This window comes from Roseomonas sp. TS2, assembly GCF_058833935.1.
Genome location: NZ_JCACVY010000116.1, coordinates 1 through 14,447, shown reverse-complemented (window position 1 = coordinate 14,447; position 14,447 = coordinate 1). Strand labels below are relative to the sequence as shown.

General features: G+C 72.4%; 16 protein-coding genes. 14 read left to right on the top strand and 2 right to left on the bottom strand.

The window, feature by feature from the left end:
* The 7 genes from ACZJYS_RS16730 to terL all read left to right on the top strand — a co-directional run.
* On the top strand, positions 1–826 hold an 826-nt coding region (locus ACZJYS_RS16730), incomplete at its 5' end, for a phage capsid protein (RefSeq protein WP_493179657.1).
* Between the two features lie 65 nt (positions 827–891).
* Positions 892–1,461, top strand: coding sequence for a phage connector family protein (locus ACZJYS_RS16725; RefSeq protein ID WP_493179656.1), 570 nt, complete (start codon positions 892–894; stop codon positions 1,459–1,461).
* Positions 1,462–1,465: 4 nt separating this feature from the next.
* Positions 1,466–3,346 (top strand): phage tail protein, encoded by a 1,881-nt coding sequence (locus tag ACZJYS_RS16720; RefSeq protein WP_493179655.1) that lies wholly within the window; start codon positions 1,466–1,468, stop codon positions 3,344–3,346.
* Positions 3,346–3,786: a hypothetical protein gene (locus ACZJYS_RS16715; protein WP_109516840.1), complete on the top strand. Its 441-nt coding sequence runs from the start codon at positions 3,346–3,348 to the stop codon at positions 3,784–3,786. Before ACZJYS_RS16720 ends, ACZJYS_RS16715 begins: the two co-directional genes overlap by 1 nt.
* A 66-nt stretch (positions 3,787–3,852) precedes the next feature.
* Complete coding sequence (locus ACZJYS_RS16710; RefSeq protein ID WP_493179654.1) at positions 3,853–6,189, top strand: phage tail fiber protein; 2,337 nt, start codon at positions 3,853–3,855, stop codon at positions 6,187–6,189.
* Positions 6,186–6,509: a hypothetical protein gene (locus ACZJYS_RS16705; protein ID WP_109516842.1), complete on the top strand. Its 324-nt coding sequence runs from the start codon at positions 6,186–6,188 to the stop codon at positions 6,507–6,509. Before ACZJYS_RS16710 ends, ACZJYS_RS16705 begins: the two co-directional genes overlap by 4 nt.
* Positions 6,490–7,935, top strand: coding sequence for a phage terminase large subunit (gene terL / locus ACZJYS_RS16700; protein WP_493179653.1), 1,446 nt, complete (start codon positions 6,490–6,492; stop codon positions 7,933–7,935). The genes ACZJYS_RS16705 and terL overlap by 20 nt, the downstream gene beginning before the upstream one ends.
* A gap of 88 nt (positions 7,936–8,023) precedes the next feature.
* On the opposite strand, the gene ACZJYS_RS16695 is transcribed toward terL, so the two are convergent.
* Entirely contained in the window at positions 8,024–8,248 is a 225-nt protein-coding gene (locus ACZJYS_RS16695) for a hypothetical protein (RefSeq protein WP_109516844.1), read from the bottom strand.
* 94 nt (positions 8,249–8,342) lie between these two features.
* On the opposite strand from ACZJYS_RS16695, the gene ACZJYS_RS16690 reads away from it, so the two are divergent.
* The 3 genes from ACZJYS_RS16690 to ACZJYS_RS16680 are packed head-to-tail and all read left to right on the top strand — an operon-like array spanning position 8,343 to position 9,531.
* Positions 8,343–8,699 (top strand): hypothetical protein, encoded by a 357-nt coding sequence (locus ACZJYS_RS16690; protein ID WP_146201867.1) that lies wholly within the window; start codon positions 8,343–8,345, stop codon positions 8,697–8,699.
* A 13-nt stretch (positions 8,700–8,712) separates the two neighbouring features.
* A complete protein-coding gene (locus tag ACZJYS_RS16685) occupies positions 8,713–9,165 on the top strand; it encodes a cell wall hydrolase (RefSeq protein ID WP_379632773.1) in 453 nt (150 codons plus the stop codon).
* Positions 9,166–9,174: 9 nt separating this feature from the next.
* Complete coding sequence (locus ACZJYS_RS16680; RefSeq protein ID WP_493179652.1) at positions 9,175–9,531, top strand: DUF952 domain-containing protein; 357 nt, start codon at positions 9,175–9,177, stop codon at positions 9,529–9,531.
* Positions 9,532–9,567: 36 nt separating this feature from the next.
* On the opposite strand, the gene ACZJYS_RS16675 is transcribed toward ACZJYS_RS16680, so the two are convergent.
* The gene (locus ACZJYS_RS16675) at positions 9,568–10,059 is read right to left on the bottom strand and encodes an MmcB family DNA repair protein (protein ID WP_379651618.1); all 492 of its coding nucleotides are present in this window, start codon (positions 10,057–10,059) and stop codon (positions 9,568–9,570) included.
* Between the two features lie 52 nt (positions 10,060–10,111).
* Between ACZJYS_RS16675 and ACZJYS_RS16670 the strand changes: the two genes are divergently transcribed.
* The 4 genes from ACZJYS_RS16670 to ACZJYS_RS16655 form a co-directional block, all read left to right on the top strand.
* Complete coding sequence (locus tag ACZJYS_RS16670; protein ID WP_493179651.1) at positions 10,112–10,639, top strand: YcgN family cysteine cluster protein; 528 nt, start codon at positions 10,112–10,114, stop codon at positions 10,637–10,639.
* A 96-nt stretch (positions 10,640–10,735) separates the two neighbouring features.
* Positions 10,736–11,050, top strand: a complete 315-nt coding sequence (locus ACZJYS_RS16665) for a cupin domain-containing protein (RefSeq protein WP_109516848.1) — start codon at positions 10,736–10,738, stop codon at positions 11,048–11,050.
* Positions 11,051–11,226: 176 nt separating this feature from the next.
* Positions 11,227–13,815, top strand: coding sequence for a response regulator (locus ACZJYS_RS16660; protein WP_493179650.1), 2,589 nt, complete (start codon positions 11,227–11,229; stop codon positions 13,813–13,815).
* A gap of 38 nt (positions 13,816–13,853) precedes the next feature.
* A partial coding sequence (locus tag ACZJYS_RS16655; RefSeq protein WP_493179649.1) for a M48 family metallopeptidase occupies positions 13,854–14,447 on the top strand: 594 nt, incomplete at its 3' end.

Genomic DNA, 14,447 nt, shown 5'->3' with positions numbered 1-14,447 from the left:
TTCCATCGACCAGGTCTTCGCGAAGCAGTTCCAGTCCGAGGTGCACGACGCCTATCAGCGCCAGGGCAGCAAGCTGCGCCCGACCGTGCGCAGCAAGGGCGGCGTGCGCGGCGCCTCCACCGTCTTCCCCGTGGTGGGCCACGGCACCGCGGCGGCCAAGGCGCGCAACGGCGCCGTGCCGGTGATGAACCTGGCGCATTCCAACGTCGAGTGCTTCCTGCAGGACTACTATGCCGGCGAGTGGATCGACCGGCTCGACGAGCTGAAGACCAACATCGACGAGCGCCAGGTGGTGGCCAATGCCGGCGCCTACGCGCTCGGCCGCAAGACCGACGAGCTGATCATCGCGGCGCTCGACACCGCCACCAACGAGGCGGTGGGCACCGCCGCCGGCACCACCGACACCGATGGCCTGACCCGCGCGAAGGTGCTGAAGGCCTTCGAGATGCTCGGCGCGGCCGACGTGCCGGATGATGGCAACCGCTTCGCCATCGTCGGCTGGAAGCAGTGGAGCGAGCTGCTGCAGATCGAGGAGTTCGCCAACAGCAACTATGTGGGCGATGCCGACCTGCCCTGGAAGGGCACGCAGGTCAAGCGCTGGCTGGGCGCGACCTGGATGCCGCATTCCGGCCTGACCAAGAGCGGCAGCCTGCGCTTCTGCTACTTCTACCACAAGACCGCGATTGGCCACGCCGTGGCGCAGGAGGTCTCGACCGACATCACCTGGCATGGCGACCGCGCGGCCTACTTCGTCAACAACATGATGAGCCAGGGCGCGGTGCTGATCGACCAGGCCGGCGTGGTGCGCATGCGCACCGCCGAGTGAGGCGCGCGGGGCCGGGGGAAGCCTCCCGGCCCCTGATCCTTTTTCCCTGACGAAGGAGTTTCGCGATGGCGCTGTCCGCGCTCGTCCTCTGCTCGCGTGCCCTGCTGAAGATCGGCGCGCAGCCTGTCGCCTCCCTCGACGAGGGCACCGCCGAGGCGGAGGTGGCGGCGAACCTGTATCCGGCGATCCGCGACGCGCTGCTCTCGGCGCATCCCTGGAGCTTCGCGACGGGGCAGATGGCGCTGCCGCGCCTCGTGGCCGTGCCCCACGCCGATTACGCCCACGCCTACCAGCTCCCCGCCGACTTCCTGCGCATCCTGTCCGCCGGCGGCGCCGGCGCGGGGCGCGGCATCGACTACCGCATCCATGAGCACCGCCTGCACACCGATGCCGCGGCGGTGACGCTGACCTACCTGTTCCGCCCGGACGAGAGCGCCTTCCCGGCCTTCTTCGCCAATGCGCTGGTGGCGCGGCTGGCGGCGGAGTTCTGCATCCCGCTCACCGAGAGCGGCAGCCGCGCCGAGATGCTGCAGCGCCTGGCCGAGCACGAGACGCGCCAGGCCCGGCTGATCGACAGCCAGCAGCAGACGGTGCGCGCGATCGAGGATTTTCCGCTGATTTCCGCAAGGGGGTGAGAGCATGGCCGCCGGCCGCAGCACCAAGACCAGCTTCACCGCGGGCGAACTCGGCGACCAGCTGCTGGGCCGGGGCGATCTGCGCGCCTTCGAGAACGGCGCGCGCCGCCTGCGCAACGTGTTCATCCAGCCCACCGGCGGCGTGACGCGCCGGCCCGGCCTGCGCCATGTGGCGACGCTGCCCGGCGCCGCGCGGCTGATCGCCTTCGAGTTCAACACGGAGCAGAGCTACCTGCTGGCGCTGACGCATCAGCGCCTCGACGTCTATCTGGGCGACCTGCTGGTGGCGACGCTGGCGGCGCCCTGGACCGGCGCGATGCTGGACCAGATCGCCCACACCCAGAGCGCCGACACGCTGCTGCTGCTGCACCCCGCGATGCCGCCGCAGCGTGTGACGCGCAGCAGCCACACGAGCTGGAATCTCGGCGGCTGGAACTGGATCGCCGCGCCGTTCTTCCGCTTCGCCGACCCTGGCGTGACGATGACGCCGGGCGGCACCACCGGCAGCGTGACGCTGACGGCGAGCGCACCCTTCTTCGAGGCCGGCCATGCCGGCTCGCAGCTCCGCATCGGCGGCCGGCGCGTGACGGTGACGGCGGTGGCCTCGGCCACCAGCGCCACCGCGCAGGTGGTGGAGACGCTGGCCGCGGCCGCGGCCACGCAGGACTGGGACGAGGCCGCCTTCAGCAGCGTGCGCGGCTGGCCGGCGACGGCCTGCTTCCACCAGGACCGCCTGGTGCTGGGCGGCTCGCGCGACCTGCCGAACCGGCTCTGGCTCTCCCGCTCGGGCGATCTGTTCAACTTCGACCTCGGCACCGGCCTCGATGACCAGGCGATCGAGTTCGGCCTGCTGTCGGACCAGGTGAACGCCATCCGCGCGGTGTTCTCGGGGCGGCACCTGCAGGTCTTCACCTCGGGCGCCGAATGGATGGTGACGGGCGACCCGATGACGCCGGCCTCGATCCAGCTGCACCGGCAGACGCGCATCGGCATGCCGAACAGCCGCATCCTCCCGCCCGTCGACGTCGATGGCAGCACCATCTTCGTCGCCCGCTCCGGCCAGGCGGTGCATGAATTCGCCTATACCGACGTGCAGCAGGCCTACCAGGCGAGCGACCTGGCGATGATGGCGCGCCACCTGGTGCAGAACCCGGTCTCGCTGGCCTACGACCAGACGCGCCGCCTGCTGCATGTGGCGATGGCCGATGGCAGCCTCTCCACCCTGACGCTCTACCGCGCCGAGCAGGTGACGGCCTGGACGCGGCAGGAGACGGAGGGTGCCTTCCGCGCCCTGGCCGAGATCGACGGCGTGGTGTGGTGCGCCGTGGAGCGCGCCGGCACGGTGCGGCTGGAGCGCTTCGACGATGCGCTCGCCGTCGATGCCGGGCTGACCGGCAGCGCCGACACGCCGAAGGCGCACTGGACGGGCCTCGGCCACCTCCAGGGTCGCGCCGTGCAGGTGGTGGCCGATGGCGCGCCGCACGGCACCTTCACCGTGCTGTCCGGCGGCGTGACGCTCGACGAGCCGGCCGGCGCGGTGCAGGTCGGTCTCGGCTTCAGCCATGTGATCGAGCCGCTGCCGCCGCAATTGCTGAGCGCCGGCGGCAGCCGCAGCGGCCCGTTGCGGCTGGTGGCCGCCAGCTTCCGCGTGCTGGAGACGGCGGCGCTCTCGGTCGATCTCGGCCGCGGCGCGCAGCCCGTGCCGTTCCGCCGGCTGGACACGGCGCTGCTCGATGCCGCGCCGCTCCGCTTCACCGGCGACGTGACGCTGCGCGCCTTCGGCTGGCGGCGCGACACGATGCGGCCGCTCTGGCGCATCGAGGGCGACACGCCGCTGCCGCTCACCCTGCTTTCCGTCACCATCGAGACGAGGATGACCGACTGATGGCCCAGCTTGCCCCCATCGCCACGCTCGTCGGCACGGGTGCCTCGCTCTACGGCACGGTGCGCCAGGGCCAGGCGCAGGCCGCCCAGGCCCGCGCCCAGCAGCAGCAGGAGGCCGCCAGCCTCGCCGCGCGCCAGCAGCAGATCGCCGCCCAGCAGGAGGCGGATGCGCGCGCGCGGCAGGACCGGCTGGAGCGCACCGTGGCCTCCACCCGCGCGCGCCTCGCGGCGGCCGGTGTCAGCCCGGACCAGGGCTCTGCCGCCGCCATCACCACCGGGCTGGAGCAGGATGCCGCGGAGACGGCGCAGGGCAGCCAGGAGGCGGCGGCCGCGCGCATGGCGGCGGGCCGCAGCTCGCTGCTGCGCGAGGATGGCTCGCTGACCACCTGGCTGCGCGCCGGCTCCAGCTTCGGCGGGGCGCTGCGCTCGCTGCTGGACTAGCGCGGCCCGACGGGCACGTCCGCGGCCGGCGGCCGCTCCATCCCACCATCCGCATGAGAGATCCGCATGGCCGAGCATATCCGCATCGGCGACATCACGCCGCGTGTGCATTACGCGGCGGATGGCGCGCTGACCACCTTCGTCTATCCCTTTCCCATCTTTGAAGCCGGGGACCTGGAAGTTCGCGTCGATGGCCTCGTGCAGTCCGGTGGCTACGCGGTGCAGGGCGCCGGCGCCTCGGAAGGCGGCACGGTGGTGTTCGATGCGCCGCCCGGCGCCGGGCGGCAGGTTCTGCTGCGCCGCGTGCTGCCGATCGAGCGCGTCACCGACTTCCAGCCGAACGGCGTGCTGCGCGCCAAGGTGCTGAACGACGAGCTGGACCGGCAGACCGCGATCCTGCAGGGCCTGCGCGACGAGATCGCCAACACGGTGCGCACGGGGCCGGGCGACCTGCCGGCGCAGCTCGTGCTGCCCGGCCGTGGCGGCCGCGCCAACCGGCTGCTCGGCTTCGACAGCCTGGGCAACGTCACCGCCGTGCCGCGCGATCCGGTGCTGGAGGCGCCGTTCGAGGGCGCCATCCCGCGCACCGTCGAGGACAAGCTGGCCGAGCGGCTGACGGCGCGCGACTTCGGCGCCGCCGGCGACGGGATCAGCGATGACGGCCCCGCCCTGCAGGCGGCGATGAACGCCGCCGCCGCCGCCGGAAAGCTGCTGGAGATCGGCGAGGGCAGCCACCGCACCAGCATGCCGCTGGTGCTGCCGGGCGCCGCCGCCGGGCTGATCATGCGCGGCAGCATCGTCTATGCCGGGCTCGGCGGCGAGCCGGCGCTGACCATCGGCGACGGCGCTGCGACGCGCAACCAGGCGAAGCTCTACCAGGGGCTGCGCGTGCTGCGCGCCAGCCTCTCCGACTGGGCCAGCGAGGCGGATATCGGCCTGCTGCTGCGCAACCTCGATGCCTGCCTCGTCGAGATCCGCCAGGTGGAGGGTTTCACCATCGGCGTCCGCACGTTGGGCGACGAGCTGGGCTTCGAGGACAGCACGCTGCATCTCGGCCGGCTGGTGAACAACCGCATCGGCCTCGACATCCGCACCAGCAGCGCCGGCGCCTGGAACAATTCCATCCGCTACGTCGGCGGCCACTTCGCCAACAGCGGCAGCGTGCATCCGGAGATCTCGCGCTTCGGCGTGCGCTTCTCCTGCGCGCCCGGAGCCTATCCGCGGCACAATGCGCACACCTTCTACGGCCCCGCCTTCGAGCTGCAGCGCCAGGGGACGCCCGGCACGGTGGACGCCATCCCCTTCCTGCTGGAGGCGGGGGACGAGCGCGGCATCGTCGCGCGCAATGTTCGCATGGAGCAGTGCAGCCCGTATGTGGCGCGGCATGCCGGTGGCGCCAATGACTGCCTCTACGAGGTGGCCTATGCCGGCACCTACGCCTTCACCGGCGCCGCCATCGACTACACCGCGGCGGCCACGCGCGCCGGCGGCACGGTGGTGGCGCTGCACCAGGCGACGGCGGCGCATGGCGCCCCCCGCCTGGTGGCGGCGGCGGAGAATGTCCGGCGCCGCGCCTTCCGCCAGACGATCGACACGGCCGATGGCGCGGGGTTCGAGCAGATGGCGGTGCTGTCCGGCAACCCCGCCGGTCCACCGGCCACGCTGTCCGGCTTCGCCTTCGCCGGCCTGTCGCAGATCACGCTGAATTCGGACAGCGTCGGCCTGCCGACCAGCCGCGCCCTCGCCTTCATCGTCGATTGCGGGGAGTGCAAGGAGTTCTTCCTCGCCGCCGAGGGCAGCGAGCTGCGCCCGGTGGTGATGCAGTTCGACGCCGGCGAGGCGGTGCTGGGCGAGGCGAGCCGCGTCATGCTCTCCAACATGAACACGCTGTGGTCTGGCAGCCCGAGCCATTTCTGGGAAGGCAACGCCGATCTCGACAGCCTGGTGGGGGGCTTCCCGATCAACCGTCTGCAGCGCGTCACGCTGCACGCCAATGCGCGCTACGCCGCCATCGGCGTGCGCGGCGGCTCCGCCGGCGCGGTGCTGAAGGCGCTGCGCCTCTACTGCTCGCCGCTGCATTCGCCCGCGCTGGTCTATGGCGGCGGCCGCAGATGGGGCGTGCGCGAATACACCGGCAGCCTCGATTTCGACCTGGGGAACCTCGCCGCCGGCGCCACCGCCACGCAGGTGGTGCCGGTGCCCGGCGTGGTCGGCGGCGACTTCGTGCAGGCCAGCTACACCGCCCTCTCGGCCTTCGTCGAGACGGTGCCGACCATCACCACCTCGGCCACGGCCGGCGCGCCAGGCACGGTGACGGTGCAGTTCCGCAACCGCCATGCCTCCACGGCGATCGACCTGGCGGCCGGTACGCTGTTCGTGCGCGCCGTGAAGCCGCGCCTGTGAGCCGCACCGAACTTGTCGCGGAGGAATTGCAGCGTGCCATCCGGCATGTGGTGGACGACTACAACGCCTTCGTGGTGCGCGGGCCCGTGCCCGGCACGCATGACGATGCCAAGGCCTTCGCCGCGCACCATGCCGCGGCGAAGGCCGCCCTGACGCATCTGGAACACCTGATGAAGCTCGCCCGCGCGGCCTGCGCGAGCGGGGAGGAGCAGGGCATGGCACATGCCGTGGCCCTGCTGCGCCAGGCGCGCGGCGCCCTGGCCGATGCCTCTCTGGAGGCTGAGGAGGAGAGCGACACCGATGACGGAGCCGCCGGTTGAGCTGATCGAGTTCGTCTGGGTCTGGAACATCGAGGCGGGGCAGGGCACGCCCGCCGTGCACCGGCGCATCCTGCGCTGGCTGGCGGGCCGCCGCGCGGCCGGCGACAACCGGCTGCTGCTGATGGCCTTCCGCGGCTGCGGCAAGTCCACGCTGGTCGGCCTCTACTGCGCCTGGCTGCTGGCGCGCTGGCCGGAGACGCGGATCCTGGTGCTGGCGGCCGACCATCCGCTGGCCACCAAGATGGTGGCCACGGTGCGGCGCATCATCGAGCGGCACCCGCTCTGCCGCCACCTGCTGCCGGACGCGCCGGAGGCCTGGGCGTCGGACCGCTTCACCGTCCGCCGCGCCGGCGCGCTGCGCGACCCCTCGATGCTGGCCGCCGGCCTCGGCGGCAACATCACCGGCACCCGCGCCGACGTCATCATCTGCGACGATGTCGAGGTGGCCGGCAATTGCGACACGCCGGGCAAGCGCGCGGAGCTGCGCGAGCGGCTGGCGGAGACGGAGTTCATCCTGACGCCGGGCGGCACGATCCTCTATGTCGGCACGCCGCACTGCGCGGAAAGCCTCTACGTGCCGCCGGGCACGGAGGGCGCCTATCTCGCCGGCTACCGCCGCCTGGTGGTGCCGCTGCTCGACGCTGCCGGCGGCAGCGCCTGGCCCGAGCGCTTCCCCGTGCCGGCGGTGGAGCAGCTGCGCGACCGCGTCGGCCCGCTACACTTCACCCGCCAGATGCTGCTGCGCGCCGTCTCGGCGGGGGCCGCGCGGTTCGACCCGGCGCAGATCATCCGCTACGCCGAGGAGATCGACTACCGCGAGGCGCTGGGGCGGCCGGTGCTCAGCCTGCTCGGCCGCCGCATGGTCTCGGGCGGCGGCTTCTGGGACCCCGCCTATGGCCGCCCCGGCCGGGGCGACGGCAGCGTGCTGGCGGCCTGTTTCGCCGATGCGGAGGGCAACCACTACCTGCACCGCCTGGCCTACCTGACGCACGACCCGGATTCACCGGAGGACCCGGCCACCCAGCAATGCCGGCAGGTGGCGCGTCTCGCCGGCGAGCTGATGCTGCCGGTGCTGCGGGTGGAGACGAACGGCATCGGCCGCTTCCTGCCCAGCCTGCTGCGGCGGGAACTGGCGCGTGCCGGCGCCGCCTGCGCCGTGGTCGAGCAGCACAGCCACCGCCCGAAGCAGGAGCGCATCCTGGCGGCGCTGGACCCGGTGCTGGCGGGGCGGCGCCTGCACGCGCATGCCCAGGTGTTCCGCACGCCCTTCGCCGCCGAGCTGGCGGAATGGAAGCCCGACACGCCCGGCACGCGCGACGACGCGCTCGATGCGCTCTCCGGCTGCCTGCTGGCCGAGCCGGTGCGCCTGCCGGGATTGCCGCCCGCGCCGCGGCCGCCTGGATGGCGCGGCATGGCGGCGCAATAAAAAAATTGCCATTCGAATTCACTTTTTGTTGATAATAGCCCGAATGGCCCGTAAGGTTCCTCCGTCAGCGCCGCAATTGCGCCTTGGCTCAGGCAGCCCGCCGGGTTTTCAGCACGTCCGCCGCATGCCGCGCTTCCCCCTCGGCCGTCAGCCGGAAGCGCCCATCCGCGCGTGGCGCGGCGAGGCCCATGCCGGCCAGCCGGTGCAGGCAGGGGCCATCCTTCAGCCCATCGGGCCGGCCCAGCGGGCCCGCCAGGCGCAGCCTGTGCAGCGCCGAGCGGCAGCAGGTCTCAAGATACGGCTCGTTCCACATCGTTCCATCGCAACCGTCACGGCAGGCGTCGGTGCCCCCTTCCCGGAGGGTGGCGCCGGCGCCTGTGGTGTTCAAGAAGGCCAAGGAGGGCCGGATGAACCCGCTTGATCTGGAACCCCAGACGCTGGCCACCGTCGCCCAGGCCCCGATCCTGGTGCTGCTCGCCTGGATGCTGCGCGGCTTGCGCCGTGGCGCGGACGAGCGCTGCGGCGAGGAGGCGCCGCGGGCCGACTACGACGCGCTCGCGCGCACGCGGGACGAGCTCGCCGCCTTCAAGCTGGAGGTGGCGCGCACCTATGTGCCGCTGTCGCTGATCCGCGATGTCGACCAGCGCCTCAGCCGGCAATTGCTGCGCATCGAGGAGAAGCTCGATGCGGCCACCCGAGCCGCCACGGCTGCTGCGGCCCTGCAATCCGCCCAGCGTGGCTGGCGCTCCGAAGACCGCAGCTGAGAGAGCCCCTCACATGAGCATCGCCCTGTCCCGCACCATCGACGTGCTGACCCTGCCGGCCCAGGACATCCTGGCCATGACCCTCTGGGCCGAGGCCGGCACCCGCCCGGTCCGCGCCATCGAGGCGCTGGCCGCGACCATCATGAACCGCGTCCGCCTGGCCGAGAGCGGCGCGGTGACGCATTGGGGCCAGGGGCTGTCGGCCATCTGCCGCGCGCCCTTCCAGTTCTCCTGCTGGAACCGCAACCACCTGCGCCATGCGCTGATGCTGGCCATCCCGCCGGGCGACCCGGCCTATGCCATCTGCCGCCGCATCGCCGTGCGCGCCGCCTCCGGCGCCCTGGCGGACTCCACCGGCGGCGCCACCCACGCGCATGACGTGGACGAGCTGCCGCCCTGGGCGGTCGGCGTGCCGCCGCTGGCCGAGATCGGCTGCATGCTGTTCTACCGCGTCGAGCCCCGCTAAACGGAGGGGATGGAGCCCCTCATCTACACCATGGTCCGCGACGCGGACTGGCGCGAGGCCCGCGCCGCCGGCCAGTATCGCGGCAGCGCCGAGGATGCGCGGGATGGTTTCCTGCACTTCTCGACCGCGGCCCAGCTCCGCGCCAGCGCCGCGAAGCACCGCGCCGGCCAGCCCGACCTCTGGCTGGTCGCCGCGGATGCGGCGGCGCTGGGCGTGGCGTTGCGCTGGGAGCCGGCCAGCGGCGGCAGGCGCCCTGGCCTGTTCCCGCATCTCTACGGCCCGCTGCCCCTGGCGGCGGTGCGCTGGTCGATGCCGCTGCCCCTCGGGCCGGACGGCCTCCACCGCTTCCCCGAGGACATTCCCTGAGACTTGGCCCTGAGACTTGGTCCTGAAGTTCGGCCTTCACTCGACCCGCAGCGCCGCGCGCAGCTCCGCCGCGCCGGCCGGGTCGCACAGCCCCTGCAGCCGCCCCGCCGCCAGCCGCGCATAGCGCAGCAGCAGCGCCTTGCGCCGCGCCGGGGCCAGCCGGTGCTCCGCCGGCTGCCGCAGGATGGCCGCCTCTCCCCCCTCCGCCACGATCAGCCCGACATCCTCCGGCAGCAATTCCTGCGGGAAATCGAGATCCACCGCGAAGAACAGCCGGTCGCACCATTCCCGGTACTCGTGCCATTTGCCGTCGCTGAGGAAGTCGCGCGCGCAGCTCTTCACCTCGATGGCGGTGAAGCCGCCATCCGGCTCCAGCGCCAGGATGTCGAGCCGCCGGCCAGTGGGCAGCGGCACCTCCAGCACCGGCGCCCAGCCCAGCCGGCCGCAGAGCCGCGCCGCCGCGCGGCACACCGTCAAGGTCCGCTCCGGAATGGAGGGAAGGGGGGAGATCTCGGCCATCCCGCCCATGTTCGCTCTCCGTTCCCTCCCGCGTCAAGCCGTGCCGGCCTAGTGTGGGCCGATGGGTGCTGAACCGCCGTTCTGGAAGACCAAGACGCTGCCGGCGATGAGCCGGTCCGAGTGGGAAAGCCTGTGCGATGGCTGCGGCCGCTGCTGCCTGCACAAGCTGCGTGACGAGGACACGGAGGCGCTGGTCTGGACCAACGTGGCCTGCCGCCTGCTCGACACCGGGAGCTGCCGCTGCCGCGACTACCCCAACCGCCGCGAGCATGTGCCCGACTGCGTGAAGCTGACGCCGAAGCGCCTGGCGAAGATCGACTGGCTGCCGCCCTCCTGCGCCTACCGGCTGGTGTCGGAGGGGAAGGATTTGCCCTGGTGGCACCCGCTGGTCTCCGGCGACCCCGAGACGGTGCACCGCGCCGGCGCCTCGGTGCGTGGCCGCGCCGTGCCGGAGCGCGCGGCGCGCGACCTGGAGGACCATGCGGCGGACTGGCCCGGCGAGTGGCCCGGCGAGTGGCCCGGCGAGTGGCCCGGCGAGGAACCGGGGCCGGAGACGCCCGGCGCCCCGCCGCGGAAGCCTGGGCGATGAGCCAGGCCAAGTCCCTCCCGGCCCGGGCGGACCGTCTGCCCGGCGCCGTGTTTCGCCGTAGCCGATCTGCGTCCCCACCCAGGAAAGGTCCCCGCCATGAATGAGCCGCTGCGCTGCCGCCCGCCCGCCACCGCCACCGTGCAGATCGACAACGACGATCTGCGGGTCACCCGCTGGGACTTTCCGGTGGGGGCGGAGACGGGCTGGCACCGGCATGGCTGGAAATACGTGGTGGTGCCGGTCTCCGCCGGCACCATGCTGCTGGAGCTGCCGGGCGGGCAGACCGCCGATGTCAGCCTGACCCCCGGCACCTCCTATGAGCGGCCCGCCGGCGTCGAGCACAATGTCGTGAATTCCGGCTCCGCGGCTTTCAGCTTCGTCGAGATCGAGCTGAAGGGGTTTCCCGGCTAAGGTCGCGCTTCGGGCTTCCCTTTTTCCCACGAATCCGGCAGGAGGGTGCGATGCGCCCCTCCGCCGTTGAGGTGGCGCTCCGGTACCGCGCCGCAGGCGCCGTCCTTGTTTTTCCGCCCGCCCGGCCCCTCATCTGGCGACAGGTGTCATGCGGTCTGCCCAGGGATTCTTGTCCATTGCGCTCTGCCTTCGCTCCCACGGAATTTGAGGCATGGCTGGAGGCTGCGCCGCATCCCTACGTGGTGATGGATGCCCGCTTCGTCCTCGTCTGGGCCAACCGCGCCTATCTCCGTGTCACCGAGCGGCAGGCGGAGGACATCCTCGGCCGCAACATCTTCGATGCCTTCCCCTCCGGCCCGCACGATCCGAACGGGGAGGGCGCGCGGCAGCTCCGCAAGTCGCTGCAGACGGTGTTGCAGACCCGCGCGCAACATACCCTGGCGCTGATCCGCTACGCCATTCCCCGCACGGACAACAACAGCGGCACGCTGTTCGAGGAGCGCTTCTGGAGCGCCACGCACACCCCGATCCTCGATGCGGATGGCGAGGTCCGCTACATCCTCCAGCAGACCGACGACGTGACCGAGATCCAGGCGCTGCGCCGCCGGGTCCACATGAGCTCCGAGCAGGGCGAGGCCGGCCTGGATGCGGAGGCCTCGCTGGAGGGCGCCGTGTTCCGCCGGGCGCAGGAGGTGCAGGCGGCGAACTGGGCGCTGGATGCCGAGCGGACGCAGCTGCGCCGCCTCGTCGAGCAGGCCCCCGCCTTCGCCGCCTTCCTGCGCGGGCCGGACCATGTCTTCGAGATCGCCAACGAGGCCTATCTCAGCCTGGTCGGACATGACGACATCCTCGGCAAGCCGGTGCGCCATGCCCTGCCGGAGCTGAACGGGCAGCCCTTCTTCGAGATACTCGACGAGGTCTATGCCACCGGCCGCGCCTTCAACGGCCGTTCCATGCCCGCCTCCCTGCGCCGGCTCGGCGGCACGGAGATCGTCGAGCGCTTCCTCGACTTCGTCTTTCAGCCCATCCTCGACAGTGACGGCCTGGTGTCCGGCATCTTCGTGCTGGGCTACGACATCACCGAGCAGAAGCGCGTGGCGGACGAGCTGGAACTCTACAAGAACCAGCTCGAGGAGATGGTGCGCGTGCGCACCCGCGCCCTGGAGGAGAGCGAGGCGGAGCGCCGCCGCACCGAGGCCGCGCTGCGCCAGAGTCAGAAGATGGAGGCCATCGGCCAGCTCACCGGCGGCGTGGCGCACGACTTCAACAATCTGCTGCAGATCCTCAGCGGCAACCTGCAGATGCTGCAACGGGCCCAGCTTTCCGCCGGCGACCTGCGCCGGCTGGATGCGGCGCTGGGCGCGGTGGACCGTGGCGCCAAGCTGTCCTCGCAGCTTCTCGCCTTCGCCCGCCGCCAGCCGCTGGAGCCCCGCCCGGTCAATCTCGGCCGGCTGGTGCGCGAGATGGACGACCTGCTGCGCCGTGCCCTGGGCGAGGCGATCGAGCTGGAGACCGTCATCGCCGGCGGGCTGTGGAACACCCTGGCCGATCCGGACCAGGTGCAGAACGCCCTGCTGAACCTGGCGGTGAACGCGCGCGATGCGATGGACGGCACGGGGCGCCTGACCATCGAGGCCGGCAACGCCATGCTGGACGATTTCTACGCCCTGCAGCATGAGGAGGTGAAGGCGGGCCAGTACGTCATGCTCGCCGTCTCCGACACCGGCGCCGGCATCCCGCCCGAGCTGCTGGAGAAGGTGTTCGAGCCCTTCTTCACCACCAAGCGGGAAGGGCGCGGCACCGGCCTCGGCCTCTCCATGGTCTATGGCTTCGTCAAGCAGAGCCACGGCCACATCAAGATCTATTCCGAGCCGGGCCAGGGCACCACGGTGCGCATCTACCTGCCGCGCAGCCGCGAGGCGGAGGAGGTGCTGCCGCCGCTCACCCTGTCGCCGGTGGAGGGGGGCAGCGAGACCATCCTGGTGGTGGAGGACGACCCGGTCGTGCAGGCCACCGTCGTCGATATGCTGAACGACCTCGGCTACACCGTGCTGCGGGCCTCGGACGGGCAGAGCGCGCTCACCCTGGCGCGCAGCGGCGTCTCCATCGACCTGCTCTTCACCGACGTGGTGATGCCGGGCCCGGTGCGCGCGCCCGATCTGGCGCGGCAGGTGCAGGCCATGCTGCCGCACGCGGCCGTGCTGTTCACCTCCGGCTACACCGAGAACGCCATCGTCCATGGCGGCCGGCTCGACCCGGGCGTCAGCCTGCTCTCCAAGCCCTACCGGCGCGAGGATCTGGCGCGCAAGATCCGCCACACCCTCAACAACCGCCGCCAGGCCCTGGCCGCCGCCGCCTCGCCGCGCGTTCCCGTGCCCGCCTACCGCGCCCCGGCCGAGACCGCCTCGGCCGGCGCCGTCCGCGTGCTGCTGGTGGAGGACGACCCGCTGATCCTGATGGACACCGAGGACATGCTCTCCGCCCTCGGCTTCCAGGCGGTGGGCGTGCGGGACGGCCGTGCCGCCCTGCGGGTGCTGGAGCGCGAGGGCTTCGACGTGCTGCTGACCGATATCGGCCTGCCGGGCCTTTCCGGCCCCGATCTGGCACGGCAGGCGCTGGCGCGCTGGCCGGGGCTGCGCATCGTCTTCGCCTCCGGCTATGGCGGGCAGCAGGCGGCGGCGGGGCTTTCGGGCGCGCTGTTCCTCACCAAGCCCTACGGCATGCGCGATCTCGAGGCGGCCATCCAGCGCGCCGCCGCGGCCTGAGCCTCCTGCCCTGCCATCCGGCCGGCTGGCCGGAGGCGGTGCGGCTGCGCGCCGGCGCGGCCTCGCCCGCCCTGGCCTGCCCGGTGCGCTGGCGCCCGCTGGCGCGCGCCCGGCATGTCTCGCTGCGCATCGACCCGGTGGCGGGGGTGGTGGTCGTTGTCCTGCCGCCGCAGGCGGGCCGCCGGGCCGGGCTGGCGCTGCTGCGGCGGCACGCTGAATGGGTGGCGCGGGAGATGGCGGCGCTGGCGCCGCGCCGGCCGCTCGGGCCGGGCGCGCTGGTGCCGCTGGGCGATGTGCCGCACCCCATCCTGCACCGCCCCGGCCACCCCGCCGGCCCGGCCGAGCTGCGCGGCGGCCGCATCCTGGTGGGGGGCGCCCCGGAGGCGCTGCCGCGCCGCGTGCTGGAGCTGCTGCGGGCCGAGGCCGGCCGGCGCATCGCGCCGCGGGTGCGGCGCCACGCGGCGGCGCTGGCGGTGGCGCCTTCTGCCGTGCGGCTGAAGGATACGCGCAGCCGCTGGGGCAGCTGCGCGCCGGATGGCACGCTGGCCTTCTCCTGGCGGCTGGTGATGGCGCCGGGCTGGGTGCTCGACTCGGTGGTGGCGCATGAGGTGGCGCATCTTTCCGAGCGGAAC

Excerpts from the sequence above, each read along its gene's own strand:
- ACZJYS_RS16725 (WP_493179656.1), top strand. The coding sequence starts at position 892 with ATGGCGCTGTCCGCGCTCGTCCTCTGCTCGCGTGCCCTGCTGAAGATC.
- ACZJYS_RS16720 (WP_493179655.1), top strand. The coding sequence starts at position 1,466 with ATGGCCGCCGGCCGCAGCACCAAGACCAGCTTCACCGCGGGCGAACTC.
- ACZJYS_RS16715 (WP_109516840.1), top strand. The coding sequence starts at position 3,346 with ATGGCCCAGCTTGCCCCCATCGCCACGCTCGTCGGCACGGGTGCCTCG.
- ACZJYS_RS16710 (WP_493179654.1), top strand. The coding sequence starts at position 3,853 with ATGGCCGAGCATATCCGCATCGGCGACATCACGCCGCGTGTGCATTAC.
- terL (WP_493179653.1), top strand. The coding sequence starts at position 6,490 with ATGACGGAGCCGCCGGTTGAGCTGATCGAGTTCGTCTGGGTCTGGAAC.
- ACZJYS_RS16695 (WP_109516844.1), bottom strand. The coding sequence starts at position 8,248 with ATGTGGAACGAGCCGTATCTTGAGACCTGCTGCCGCTCGGCGCTGCAC.
- ACZJYS_RS16690 (WP_146201867.1), top strand. The coding sequence starts at position 8,343 with ATGAACCCGCTTGATCTGGAACCCCAGACGCTGGCCACCGTCGCCCAG.
- ACZJYS_RS16685 (WP_379632773.1), top strand. The coding sequence starts at position 8,713 with ATGAGCATCGCCCTGTCCCGCACCATCGACGTGCTGACCCTGCCGGCC.
- ACZJYS_RS16680 (WP_493179652.1), top strand. The coding sequence starts at position 9,175 with ATGGAGCCCCTCATCTACACCATGGTCCGCGACGCGGACTGGCGCGAG.
- ACZJYS_RS16675 (WP_379651618.1), bottom strand. The coding sequence starts at position 10,059 with ATGGGCGGGATGGCCGAGATCTCCCCCCTTCCCTCCATTCCGGAGCGG.
- ACZJYS_RS16670 (WP_493179651.1), top strand. The coding sequence starts at position 10,112 with ATGGGTGCTGAACCGCCGTTCTGGAAGACCAAGACGCTGCCGGCGATG.
- ACZJYS_RS16665 (WP_109516848.1), top strand. The coding sequence starts at position 10,736 with ATGAATGAGCCGCTGCGCTGCCGCCCGCCCGCCACCGCCACCGTGCAG.